Source organism: Luteolibacter flavescens (assembly GCF_025950085.1).
GTDB classification, from domain to species: Bacteria; Verrucomicrobiota; Verrucomicrobiia; order Verrucomicrobiales; family Akkermansiaceae; genus Haloferula; species Haloferula flavescens.
The window spans coordinates 18,517-30,899 of sequence record NZ_JAPDDS010000018.1 but is presented as its reverse complement, the minus strand read 5'-3'; the positions used below and the strand labels follow the sequence as shown (position 1 = coordinate 30,899).

The window sequence follows — 12,383 nt, the reverse complement described above, 5'->3', positions numbered from 1 at the left end:
GTCCCCGCGCTCCAGCAGTGTCGCAAAGGCGGATCAGCCGATCACAGGACCTTCTCGAGGAAGGCCCACTCGTCGGCGGTCTTGTCGATCATCTTGGAAAGCGCCGTACCGGCACCGTGACCGGCGCTGGTGTCGATGCGGATCAGCACCGGCGGGCCTTCCTTCGCCTGGCACTCCTGCAGGCGCGCGGCGAATTTGAAACTGTGGGCAGGCACCACGCGGTCATCGTGGTCGGCGGTGGTCACCATCGTCGCCGGGTAGCGCGTGCCGCTCTTCAGCACGTGATACGGCGAGTACTGGAGCAGGGCCTTGAATTCCTCGGGATTCTCCGCGCTGCCGTAGTCCTTCTCCCAAGCCCAGCCGATGGTGAACTTGTGGAAGCGCAGCATGTCCAGCACGCCCACGGCGGGCAGGGCCGCGCCGAAGAGGTCCGGACGCTGGGTCATGCAGGCACCGACCAGCAGGCCGCCATTGCTGCCGCCCTGGATGGCGAGCTTCTGCGGCGAGGTGTAGTTCTCCTTCACCAGCCACTCGCCGGCCGCAATGAAGTCATCGAAGACATTCTGCTTCTGGAGGCGCGTGCCCGCCTGATGCCAGTCGCTGCCGTACTCGCCACCGCCGCGGAGATTTGCCACCGCGAGGATGCCGCCACGCTCCAGCCACACCGCGCGGCCGATGGAGAAGCCGGGCGTGATGCTGATATTGAAGCCGCCGTAGCCCGTCAGCAGCGTGCGGTGCGAGCCATCGAGCGTGATGCCCTTCTTGTGAACGATGAAGACGGGGACCTTCGTGCCGTCCTTGCTGGGGACGAAGACCTGCTTGGTCTCGTAGGCCGAGCCATCGAAGCCGACCTTCGGGCTCTTCCACAGCGTGCTCTCGCCGCTGGCCAGGTCGTAGCGATAGATCGCGCCGGGATCGGTGAAGCTCGTGAAGGAGTAGAAGGTCTCCTTGTCCTGCTGGCGGCCGCTGAAGCCACCGGCGCTGCCGATGCCAGGCAGATCGACGTCGCGGATCTTTTTCCCGGCGACGTCAAAGACCGCCACCGCGCTCTTCGCGTCCTGCAGGTACTCCACCACCAGCTTGCCGCCGACCATGCTGGCCTCCTGGAGCAGGTCCTTAGACTGCGGGATGATCTCCTTCCACGCGGAGCGCTCCGGCTTCGTCACGTCGATGGCGATGATGCGGTGGCGCGGTGCATCGAGATCCGTGCGGAAGTAGAACTCGCTGCCCTCGTTGCCGATGAAGTCATAGCTGGCATCCGCATCCGCGAGCAACTCGATCACCTTCTCCTCCTCCTCCTCGACCGGGCGGTAGAAGAAGCGGTTTTTCGGATCGGTGCCCTCGGACACGCGGATCACGAGATACTTCCCGTCCTCCGTCACACCGCCGCCGAAACCCCAGCGCGGCTGGTCCTTCCGCTCGTAGATCACCTTGTCCTCCGACTGCGGGGTGCCGATCTTGTGGAAGCAGAGCTTCTGGTACTCGTTCTTCTGCGTGAGCGCGGCACCCTCCGGCGGCGCATCGTAGCGGGCGTAGTAGAAGCCGCTGCCGTCCTTCGCCCAGGAGATGCCGCTGAATTTCACCCACTTCAGGTGATCGCCCGTGTCCTTGCCGGTGGCGACGTCGCGGACGAGGATCTCGTTCCAGTCGCTGCCGCCGCGGGAGATCGAGTAGCCGAGCAGCTTGCCATCCTCGCTCGGCGAGAAATTCGCGAGTGCCACGGTGCCATCGGCCGAGAGTGTGTTCGGGTCGAGCAGCAGCCTGCCCTCGCCGTCGATGGAGTCGGAGACCTTCAGCACCGACTGGTTCTGCAAGCCGGTGTTGTGGGTGAAGAACCACTTGCCGCCGTATTCGCGCGGAGCTCCGGTGCGCTCGAAATTCCACAGGTCCGCGAGGCGCTTCCGGATCTCGCCGCGCTGCGGGACGGTCTCCAGGAAGGATTCGGTGACCTTGTTCTGGGCCGTGACCCAGCCCTTCGTCTCCTCGGCATTGTCATCCTCCAGCCAGCGGTAGGGGTCGGAGACTTTCGTGCCGTGCAGTTCTTCCGACACCTCCGCCTTGCGGGTGGCGGGGTAGTCGATCACGGCGGCCAGGCTTATCGTGGGTATCACAAGGGTGAGAAGCGAAGGGAGTTTGGCGGTCATTCAGTGGAAGCGTTGGCCGGAAAGCGATGCCGGAGCCGCGCTTTTTCCCGGAATTCCCCGCGCCCCGGCATTTCACCGCGAGGATGATGCCCGGGCCGACGGTCTCCCTACCCTCGTGAGGCGGCGGCCCGAATCAACCGCTTTGCCGCAAATCCCGGGCCACGGGAGCCGCTGGATCTAAAAAATGACCGATTCACCCGTCGAGGGCGTGCCTTGCCGCCAGAGGAATCACCGCTAGCTTGGCCGGGTGAGTCACGAGCGCATCTCCACGCCAAAGGAACAAGCGGCCGGCCTGCCCGCGGTGGCATCGTCGCTGAAGCACGTCTTTGGCAAGGCAGGCGTGGCCCGCGGGACGAAGGCCCTGCTGGAGCTGAACCAGGTGGGCGGCTTCGACTGCCCGAGTTGTGCGTGGCCGGATCCGGACCGCGATCGCTCGCATGCCGAGTTTTGCGAAAACGGGGCGAAGGCGGTGGCTTCGGAGGCGATGTCGAAGACGATCGGGCGCGAATTCTTCGCTACACATTCCGTGGCGGAGCTGATGGCGCAGAGCGACGCGTGGCACGACCTGCAAGGGCGGCTGGCCGAGCCCATGCTGCTGCGCGAAGGAGCGACGCACTACGAGCCGGTATCGTGGGACGAGGCTTTCGCGATCGTCGCGGAGGAGCTGCGCGCCCTCGTCTCGCCGGACGAGGCCGTCTTCTACACCTCCGGACGCGCGAGCAACGAGGCGGCCTTCCTCTATCAGCTCTTCGTCCGTGCCTACGGGACGAACAACCTGCCGGACTGCTCGAACATGTGCCACGAGTCGAGCGGCCTCGCGCTGAAGGAAGCCATCGGCGTCGGCAAGGGCACGGTGACGCTCGACGATTTCCTGGAAGCCGACGTGATCCTCTGCGTGGGCCAGAATCCCGGCACGAACCACCCGCGCATGCTGACCACGCTGGAGGAGGCCGTGGAAAAGGGCGTGCGGCTGGTGGCAGTGAATCCGCTGAAGGAAGCCGGACTGCTCGGCTTCGCCCACCCGCAGCACCTCCGCGGAATGCTGGGAAATGCCACCCCGCTCGCGTCCACCTACCTCCAGGTGAAGGTGAATGGCGACATGGCGCTCTTCCGCGGCGTGGCAAAGGCGCTCGTGGCCGCGGACGACATCGACCACGACTTCATCCGCGACCACGGCTTTAACTACGATGCCTACCGTAGTTTGCTCGAAGCCACGGGATGGGAACGGATCGAGGAACTCTCCGGCATTTCGCGCGAGCAGATCGAGGACCTCGCGGACCTGCTCGGTGCGGGAAGCCGCAAGGTCATCACCTGCTGGGCGATGGGGCTCACGCAGCATCGCAATGCCGTGGCGACCATCCGCGAGATCTCGAACATCCACATCCTGCTCGGCGCGATCGGCCGCCCCGGTGCCGGCCTCTGCCCCGTGCGCGGCCACAGCAACGTGCAGGGTGATCGCACGGTGGGCATCTTCGAGAAGATGCCGGAGGCATTCCTCGCCGCGCTGGAGAAGCAGGCAGGCGTGCCGGTCCCGCGGAAACACGGGCACGACACGGTCGCATCCATCCTCGCGATGCACGAGGGCAGCGCAAAGGTCTTCTTCGCCCTCGGCGGGAACTTCGCGCAGGCGACGCCCGACAGCGCCTTCACCGCGGAAGCCCTGGGCAAGTGCCGGCTGACATGCCACGTCTCGACGAAGCTGAACCGCAGCCACCTCGTCCATGGACGCCGCGCGCTGATCCTGCCCTGCCTCGGTCGCAGCGAGGAGGATGGAGGGCAATTCGTCACCACGGAGAACTCGATGGGTGTGGTGCAATCGTCGCAGGGACGGCTGAAACCGGCATCGGGGCATCTTCTCAGCGAGCCGGAAATCGTGGCCCGCCTCGCGGAGGCAACGCTGGGAGACATCGGGAACATCCGCTGGCGCTGGCTGGCGGAGGACTACGACAGGCTTCGTACTTGGATCGAGGCGGTGATCCCCGGATTCGACCGCTACAACGAACGCGTCCGCGAGCCGGGTGGCTTTTACCTGCCGAATGCCGCGAAGGCGCGCGTCTGGAACACGGAAACCGGGAAGGCGAACCTCAGCGCCGCGCCGCTCGACGCCTACCAGACCGCCCCCGGGCGCTTCCTGCTCCAGACCCTGCGCAGCCACGATCAATTCAACACCACGGTGTATGGCCTCAACGATCGCTACCGGGGCATCTCCGGCATGCGCGATCTCGTCTTCATCAATCCGCAGGACCTCACCGAGCTCGGCGTGCAGCCCGGCCACCGCATCGACGTGACCAGCCACTGGAGCGATGGCGAGCGCCACCTGCGGGGCTTCCGCGCGATCCCCTACGACATGCCGCGCGGCCTCGCCGCCGCCTACTTCCCCGAGGCAAACGTGCTCGTCCCCGTGGGCCATGTGGCAGAGGGCAGCAATACCCCGGCAAGCAAGAGCATCGAGGTGAGCATCACACCCGCGCGCGACTGATCACATCGCGTAGGCATCCCGATGCCTCAGCACCGGATCGCCCGGCGCGCCGGGATGGCAGAGCCGCGCGATGAGGTCGCACCACGCATCGTGACCCTTCAGGATCTCGACCTCGATGCGGAGGAAATAGACCGGCACGGTGGCCTCCTTCGGCCGGGGGAAACGCACCGCATCCTTCTCCGTGGTGACCACCACCTCCATGTCGCGCTCGATGCAGCGCTGCATGAACTTGTCGATCTCCTTTCGCGAAAAGCGATGGTGATCGGAGAAGCGGCGGCGGATCTCCACGCGGGCGCCGAGCTTTTCCAAGCTCCGCTCGAAGCCCTCCGGCACCGCGATGCCGCTGATGGCCGCGGTCCACTTGTCCTTCAGGAAATCAAGCGGCTGTCGCTCGCCGGTGAAGACCTCCTCGAGATAGCGCGGCCCGTGCGTGCACTCGATGATCGGCGCGACGCGGTTGTGGCGGCGGAGGCGCTCGATGAGCGCTTCATTCGAGGTGCCGTCGCACTTCGTGAGAAAGATGTAGCTGGCGCGGCAGAGATTCCGCGGCGGCTCGCGCAGCGTGCCTCGCGGCAGGATGGCCCCGGTTCCGAAGGGCGCGGTGCGATCCACCAGCACGATATCGATGCCGTGCGAGAGGTGGAGGTACTGCAGCCCGTCATCCAGCACCAGCGTGTCCGCACCGAGCTGGCCCACGGCGAAGCGGCCGCCCTTCACGCGGTCCTTGTCCACCACCACCGCCACGCCATTGAGATTCCGCGCGAGCATGAAGGGCTCGTCGCCGGCGAATTTCGAGTCGAGCAGGAGCGCACGACCGGTGGAGACCACCTTTGGCATCTTCTCCGCCGGCATCTTGTTGCCGTCCTTGTCCTTCCAATTTTGCGGGGTCTTCAGGCGGCGGCTCTTGTAGCCGCGGCTGAGGATGGCGACGCGGCGGCCCTCGTCGCGCAGGGTGCGGGCGAGCAGCTCGACCACGGGGGTCTTGCCCGTGCCGCCGACGGTCAGATTTCCGATGCTGACCACCAGGGTGCCCAGGTGGTGCTGCTGCTTCCACCGTCGCCGGTAGATGAGCAGCCGGGTCTGGACGAGGCCGCGGTAAACGCCGGACAGCGCGCTCATGGCGAGCCGCATCATGCTGGCACGGAAGCCCTTGGCGCGGCCGAAAATCACGTCGGCGCCCCAACGCTCCAGCTCGGCCAGCGTTTCCTTCATCGGCACCGCCAGCGGAACCCGGAACGGGCACGCGAGGCAAGAACGGGATGACGTTTTGGCAATCGGCGGGAAAAACGAGTCGGAATGAGGGTCATAAAGCCAGAAATGGTTCATGACGTTTCGTAAAGAATCGACCGGCTCACCCCTTTTCCACCGTGCCCGCTCCGGATCCCGGTACGGGCTTTTTCCTGGATTTTACCCGGTCATTTGACCCCCGCCGGAGCCGGGTTAGACTGTTAGCAATCTCAATAGCGACCGGTCGGATTTCTCCCCGGTCCCCGCGGCACCCCTGCACGGTGCCTAGCTCTATCAACCCGCCGGACCGCGAGACGCGATGTGCCCGGCCCATGGAAAGCGAGGGTTCAGCCATGCTATCGAAGAAGCTCAAAGCCTACCTCGACTCGAGGAACATCAAATACATCACCATCACCCATTCCCCGGCCTACACCGCCACCGAGGTGGCGCGCAGCGCCCACGTGCCAGGCAGCCTGCTGGCGAAGACCGTGATCATCCTGATCGATGGCGCGCTCGCGATGGCAGTGCTGCCATCAAACCGCCGCCTGAAGCTGGAGGACCTGCACGACCTGACCGCAACCGACGACGTGAAGATCGCGCATGAGCACGAATTCAAGCGCCGCTTCCCGGACTGCGAACCGGGTGCCATGCCGCCCTTCGGAAATCTCTACGACATGTCCACCTACGTCTCCCCGGACCTGGCCGCGGAAGCAGAAATCGCTTTCAACGCCGGCTCCCACACCGAGCTGATCCGCATGTCGTGGAGTGACTACGAGCGTCTGGTGCGGCCGCAGGTGGCGAGGTTCACGACGTGAGCCAAATCAGGTATCAGATGACCTTAAATCCCGCTGATCCTCAGCGGGCTGCGCGGACGTCCTGGATGATGATTTGCAGCGTCGTCCGGCCACGAAAGCAATTCCGGTCGATCGTGAAAGCGATGTCCCACGGCGGATCGGGCAGGGCGACCTCGCCGCCGCCGAAGAAGACGGCATCCTGCTCGTGGTAGCCTTGGCGAAGGTTCAGCCGCAGGTGCTGGTTCTTCATGTGGACCGGCGGGCGGCTGAGATGGACGCTGCGGGCCATAAAAATCGGCTGCGGATTCCCGTTTCCGAAAGGCTGGAGCAGCTCGTAGTCGGCCAGGAATTCCAGCGAGAGCTGGTCGAAGGAAATCTCCGCATCCACGCACAGCTTCGGCTGGCGCTGTTCGGGGACGGTATTGCTCAGCACGAAGTCGGCGAAATCCGAGCGGAAGGCATCCATGCTCCCCTCGGTGATGGAAAGCCCGGCCGCCATGTCGTGCCCGCCACCAGCGAGCAGGTGACCGCGGCAGGCATTGATCGCCTGGACCAGCGAGACGCCCTCGATACTGCGCCCACTACCCTTCCCAACTCCCTCGGCATCAATGGCCACCACAAAAGTCGGCTTGTGAAACTGCCGCATCAGGCGGGATGCGACAATGCCCACCACACCGGGGTGCCAGGTCCGCGAGCCGAGCACGATAACCGGGTCGCGCACGGGGTCAAAGGTCGCCATGAGCATCTCCATCGCCTCGCGGCGGATCTGGTTCTCATGCGTCTGCCGGCGTTTGTTGTACTCGTCGAGCTTCTCGGCCAGCGTCCGGGCGAGCCGCTTGCAGTCCGTCAAGAGGGTCGCCAGCGCATCCTCCGGCACGTCCATGCGGCCCGCGGCATTCAGGCGCGGGCCGATCCGGAAACCGACGTCCATCGATGTCGCCTTGCCATTCATGCCGGAGACTTCCTGCAGCGCTTGAAGTCCGGGATTCAGCGTCAGCGGCAGGCGTTTCAGCCCGTGGCGGACCAGCAGGCGGTTTTCCCCGACCATCGGCACGATGTCCGCGATGGTCGCGACTGCCACCAGCTCAAGCAGTTCCTTGAGATCGAAATTCGGCGTCGGGCGCTCCTTGAGCATGGCATGAGCCAGCTTGAAGCACACCCCGGCAGCGCAGAGATAGGTCGGGCCGCTGCCGCACTTCGGATTCACCAGCGCGACCACGTCCGGCCGACCGCGCGGGCTCGGCTCGTGGTGGTCCACCACGATGACATCGACGCCGTCGGAGCGCAGGGCCGCGACTTCATCGAGGGAAACGGTGCCACAATCGACGGCGATCAGCAGGTCGGGCTTCGGCCCCTCGACCATGCAGCGCGCGAGCGCGGCGCAGCTCAGTCCGTAGCCCTCGCTGCTGCGGCGCGGGATGAAGTGCCGCGGCTCCAGCCCGTAGGCGTGCAGCGTGCGGCGCATCACGGCGACCGAGGTCACGCCATCCACGTCATAGTCGCCGTAGATGCAGACCTTTTCCTTCCGGTCCACGGCCTTCAGGATGCGTTCCACGGCGGGCCGCATCTCGGTGACCTCGAAGGGATCGGCCAGATCGCGCAGCTTCGGACGCAGGAAACTCTCGAGATCGTCACCCGCGGGCAGGCCCCGCTGGCGGATCAGATGCTCCAGAATCGCTGGAAATGCGCGTCCCCGACCGTTTCCATTCGAGTGGAAAGGGTCGCCGCGGAGGATCCAGTCGGCGGGAGGAGCGCGCATTAGGGTTGCGGACCTTAATCAGCGACCCGCGTGCCACTCAAGCCCCCATCTCCGTCAGCCGCAAACGGGTTTCGCATCGACCAAGCCCCGTGCCATTCGCAATCTGGACCCATGGGAGAGGCGAAACGGAAAAAACAACGGGAGTGCCCGGCGCAAGGACGCACGATCACGCCGGAAGAATGCGGTCAGGGGCGGAACAGCGCCATCCCCTGCCCGGTGACCTGCCTGTTCAATCCCTTCGGCAGCGCCGACCACCGCGAGCAATTCTTTGATCTCGAAGCCAAGATCCTCAGCCAGCTCAGCAAGAGGCTGATGGCCGACCTGCCGCCGTCGAAGGTCCGCGAGCTGACCAACTTCCTCAGCGAGTGCGATGACTTCACCGCGCAATCACTGCTGGGCTGGCACCTGATCGGCGAGGGCCGGCTGGCGAAGTGGAAGGCGGACGGCTTTGCCGCGGACTGGAAGAACGACGAAGCCGTCATGCTCCGCTACTACGGAACGCTCCGCCCAGTCCTGCTGGAATTCCGGGAAGTGCTCGACCACCAGACCTGCGTGGCCATCGATCTGCTCCGCCCGGAGCTGCCTCCGTTTCACGTGATCGACGAGGAATGTGCCGCGCGGATGGGGCGCTTCGACGTCGAGCTCGCTTGGGCCTACGAGATTCCTACCGGGCTCCGGATGTGTCCCGATACGGCCCCGATGCCCTCCACCGGCGTGGTGGAACCGGCGGACGCCTTCGCCATGCTGCTCGCTCATCTCGGTGCCCCGGAGGAGGATGGCCGCGATCTCTGGCTGATGGAACACATGCCGCTGCTTGAGGAAGCGTTCCGCGCCATCGCAAACGCGAGGCGGAATCCCGCGGATCGATACGACCTCGACGTGGTCCCGGACTCCCTCCGTCCGAACGGCGACGAATGGGACTACTCGGGGGAAATCCTGACCGATCACCCGCAGCCCGCGCTGGACGGAAAGTCCCCGCGCGAAGCGGCCAACGACCCCGCGCTGCGGCCCCGGCTGACCAGCCTGCTGAAGGAAGTGATCCGCTCCGGCGACCGGCTGCGCAGGACGGCGGGAATGGACATCGACTTCAACCTGCTGCTCGCCGAACTCCGCCTCGAGGAGCTGATCTTCCCGCCCCCACCGCTCGGCGTGCTGGAAGAGAGCGAGGATCCGGATTGGGACGATGAGATCCCGCTCGATCCGCCGCCCTCGCAGGAAATGCTGGAAGGCGAAGAACTCAACAGACGGCTGCAGGCCGCCACCGGCGACGAGGCCCTGTGGAATCGTCTGGAAGTCCGGCTTGCCGACATCCTCGATGCCTTCAACGACCTGAGCGAAAAGCTGAACGACCACGAGCTGGCCATCCTGCAAAGCACCGCGCTGGCGGCACTGGGAGCCCTCCACCCGGACCAACCTCCCGGCTACGAGCCCGATCCGGAACGCATGCTCGCCCGCTACGAAAGCTGGATCAAAAGCGGCAGCGATGACGAGACACTGGCCGACTACCTCGACCGGATCTTCGCCGAGACCCGCCAGCCCGCGCTCTGCGAGTCGGCGGCGGACATGCTGATGTTCACGGAGAAGCAGGCGGGGAAGAAACTGCGCCCGAAGAAGCTCGACGCCATTTTCACCGCCCTGACCGCCGCGATCTGGGAAGCGGCCCACTGGCCGCCGGTCCTCCGGTAGCCGCGGGCAGCCCGCCAGCGGGGCCCATCACAGCGCCCCGCGCTCGGCGGCACGGAGCAGGCGCTCGTAGCGCTTCTCCAGCTTCACGGCCTTCGACTCGTCACCGGCGGTGCGGTAGTAGGAGCAGATCATCTTGTAGATGGAGGTCTCCGTGTTCGCGCGGAACCAGTCCTTCGATCCGGTTTCCACGACGCGCTGGAAGGCGAGCTCGATGTCGCGCGCGGCCTTGCGGGCGCTCTCCGGGTTGTCCTTGCAGAAGGAGAAGTAGTCCTCCGCCATGCGCTTGAAGCCGGTGATGCTGCCGCCGTACTGGCGCAGCGCCTTGTCGTAGAGGTTGCCGATCTCCTTCGCCGCGCCGGGGGAGTTGTTCTTGAAGATGAGGTCGGCCTCGCGCTTCAGCGAGTCGGCCACGAGATCCTTTTGCTCGCCGGCCTCGCGCTCGATGCGGCGGCGCTCGCGCGCCAGCATGCGGCGGGCATCGCCCTCCTTCGCATACGGGAAGAGGTATTCGCTCTCCGCCTTCGCCGCGAGCTGGGCCATGCGCGGGTTCTCGCGGAATTCACGGCGCATGCGGTCCACGAAGTCATCCCAGGCTTCGAGGATCTCCGGCGCGCCGGGCTCCTTCGCTTCCTTGGTCTTGGTGACCAGCACGTCGTAAAGGCTCTGCCACGTCTCGGAGAATGCCTTGCCAAGGTTGTTCGCCACCCGCACCGCGGCTTCGGAGGAAGCGGGCTCATAGAAATTTTCCATCAGCTTGCCGAGCCACAGGTAGCGGAAGACATTCACGGTCTGCAGGCGGCTCTGCTGCGCCTTGTCATTCCACAGCCAGATCTCCTGCTCGCTGACATCGCCACCGACCTGCGGATTGCCTCCGGCACCATTGGCAGCGCCGCCGATGCGGCCGATGTGGGTATCCCACTGGTCGTCCTTCGTCTTCACCGCGGCCCAGGCGTGACCGCCGAGGTCGGTCTCACCGGAGAGGCCGATCGCCGGGATGCCCAGCGCGCGGGCGGTATTCACACAGAAATACGTCTGGTCTCCGCAGATGCCGCCTTCCTTGAGGATCTGCGCGAAGGAATACTCCTCGTAGGGATTCAGCCCCTCCACGGCGCGCTCCATGAGGTACTCGATCATCCCGTAGGCATTCCCCCACTTCGACCGGCTCAGGTGCATCTTGTCGATCGCCCAGCCCAGCTCCGTCTCGGGGACGGGCGCGCAGACCACCCACACGAGGTCGCGGGCGCTGAGCTTGTTGATGGAAGTGGCCAGCTTGCCCTTCTCATTCATCTGGACGTACCAGGTGTAGCGCGGGATCGGCTGGACCACGCCGGCGCTCTCGGAATCCTCCAGCTCCATCCGGATCTCGCCCTTGTCGAAGACGACGCCGCAGGCGAGGGCGAGGTTGAAATACTTCTCCGCCTCCTGGCGGTTCGCCGCCCAGGCATCCGCCATGATCTCCACGACCTTCGCGGTATTGTCCTGTGGCTTCACGGTCAGCAGGACTTCCTCCATGGCCGTGTCATTCGTCATCAGCCAGGCGAAGAGCTGGTGCCCGTAGGTCGGCGTGGTGATGTCCGAGGAGGAAAAGCGCTGCAGCACCTGCCAGCGGAGGAAGACCTGATAGAAAACGGGCTCCTTCCACAGTCCGTCGAAGCGGTCCCGGATCTTCGCCGGGTCCAGCTTGCCAAGCTTCATCTGCGACTCGGAAAGCGAGCGCTTCAGGAACTCGCTGTAGTCGGTCCACGCGCCGAGCCGGACCGTCTCGGCCAGCAGCTCTTTCTCGCGGGCGACCTCGGCGGTCTTGGTGGAATCGATGCCGATCAGGGCCAGCACCGGCTCACCGGCCAAGCGCGTGCCAAAGAGCTTCGCCTCGGTGGGCGCGGGGGCAGGTGCCTCCTCGGGTGTCGCCGGGGCCGGGGCCACCTTCGGCACATTTGCCGCCGCCACTTCCGGGGCGGTCGTTTCGGGAGTGGCCGGGGTCACCTCGACCGGCGTCTCGGGCGCTGCCGCCACTTCCTCCGTCACCGCTTTCGCAGGCTTCTTCGCGGTCTGCTGGGGCCCATCGTGTCCGCGCTGGTCATAGATCCACCACACCCCGCCAAGTCCCACTGCCATGAAAAGCGCCACCGCCAGCATGGAGCCGGTCGCATTGTTCCCCTTGCCGCGGACGATGACCGTGCGGATGGGCGAGCCTGGCGGCCGGGACGGAGATGCTTTGCGCGGCTCTTTCATGGCATGAAACGGGTTAAAAAATGACAGATAATGCCTTCGGTCGGCGGAAACGCTGACTTGGA

At 65.3% G+C, this 12,383-nt stretch carries 7 protein-coding genes; 3 read left to right on the top strand and 4 right to left on the bottom strand.

The annotated features are described in order from the left end of the window. Positions 1–41 precede the first annotated feature (41 nt). The gene (locus OKA04_RS22245) at positions 42–2,144 is read right to left on the bottom strand and encodes a prolyl oligopeptidase family serine peptidase (RefSeq protein ID WP_264503425.1); all 2,103 of its coding nucleotides are present in this window, start codon (positions 2,142–2,144) and stop codon (positions 42–44) included. Between the two features lie 247 nt (positions 2,145–2,391). Between OKA04_RS22245 and OKA04_RS22240 the strand changes: the two genes are divergently transcribed. Next, positions 2,392–4,623: an FdhF/YdeP family oxidoreductase gene (locus OKA04_RS22240; RefSeq protein ID WP_264503424.1), complete on the top strand. Its 2,232-nt coding sequence runs from the start codon at positions 2,392–2,394 to the stop codon at positions 4,621–4,623. Here OKA04_RS22240 and lpxK read toward each other — a convergent pair whose 3' ends face one another. Then, positions 4,624–5,835, bottom strand: coding sequence for a tetraacyldisaccharide 4'-kinase (gene lpxK / locus OKA04_RS22235; protein ID WP_264503423.1), 1,212 nt, complete (start codon positions 5,833–5,835; stop codon positions 4,624–4,626). It abuts the gene before it with no gap. 368 nt (positions 5,836–6,203) lie between these two features. Here lpxK and OKA04_RS22230 point away from each other — a divergent pair, with 368 nt between their 5' ends. After that, entirely contained in the window at positions 6,204–6,665 is a 462-nt protein-coding gene (locus OKA04_RS22230) for an aminoacyl-tRNA deacylase (protein WP_264503422.1), read from the top strand. A gap of 40 nt (positions 6,666–6,705) precedes the next feature. Here OKA04_RS22230 and recJ read toward each other — a convergent pair whose 3' ends face one another. Further along, positions 6,706–8,403 (bottom strand): single-stranded-DNA-specific exonuclease RecJ, encoded by a 1,698-nt coding sequence (gene recJ / locus OKA04_RS22225; RefSeq protein WP_264503421.1) that lies wholly within the window; start codon positions 8,401–8,403, stop codon positions 6,706–6,708. A gap of 216 nt (positions 8,404–8,619) precedes the next feature. On the opposite strand from recJ, the gene OKA04_RS22220 reads away from it, so the two are divergent. Then, the gene (locus OKA04_RS22220; protein ID WP_264503420.1) at positions 8,620–10,089 is read left to right on the top strand and encodes a hypothetical protein; all 1,470 of its coding nucleotides are present in this window, start codon (positions 8,620–8,622) and stop codon (positions 10,087–10,089) included. 27 nt (positions 10,090–10,116) lie between these two features. On the opposite strand, the gene OKA04_RS22215 is transcribed toward OKA04_RS22220, so the two are convergent. After that, the gene (locus tag OKA04_RS22215; protein ID WP_264503419.1) at positions 10,117–12,321 is read right to left on the bottom strand and encodes a hypothetical protein; all 2,205 of its coding nucleotides are present in this window, start codon (positions 12,319–12,321) and stop codon (positions 10,117–10,119) included. Positions 12,322–12,383: the final 62 nt, after the last annotated feature.

Excerpts from the sequence above, each read along its gene's own strand:
- recJ (WP_264503421.1), bottom strand. The coding sequence starts at position 8,403 with ATGCGCGCTCCTCCCGCCGACTGGATCCTCCGCGGCGACCCTTTCCAC.
- lpxK (WP_264503423.1), bottom strand. The coding sequence starts at position 5,835 with ATGAAGGAAACGCTGGCCGAGCTGGAGCGTTGGGGCGCCGACGTGATT.
- OKA04_RS22245 (WP_264503425.1), bottom strand. The coding sequence starts at position 2,144 with ATGACCGCCAAACTCCCTTCGCTTCTCACCCTTGTGATACCCACGATA.
- OKA04_RS22215 (WP_264503419.1), bottom strand. The coding sequence starts at position 12,321 with ATGAAAGAGCCGCGCAAAGCATCTCCGTCCCGGCCGCCAGGCTCGCCC.
- OKA04_RS22230 (WP_264503422.1), top strand. The coding sequence starts at position 6,204 with ATGCTATCGAAGAAGCTCAAAGCCTACCTCGACTCGAGGAACATCAAA.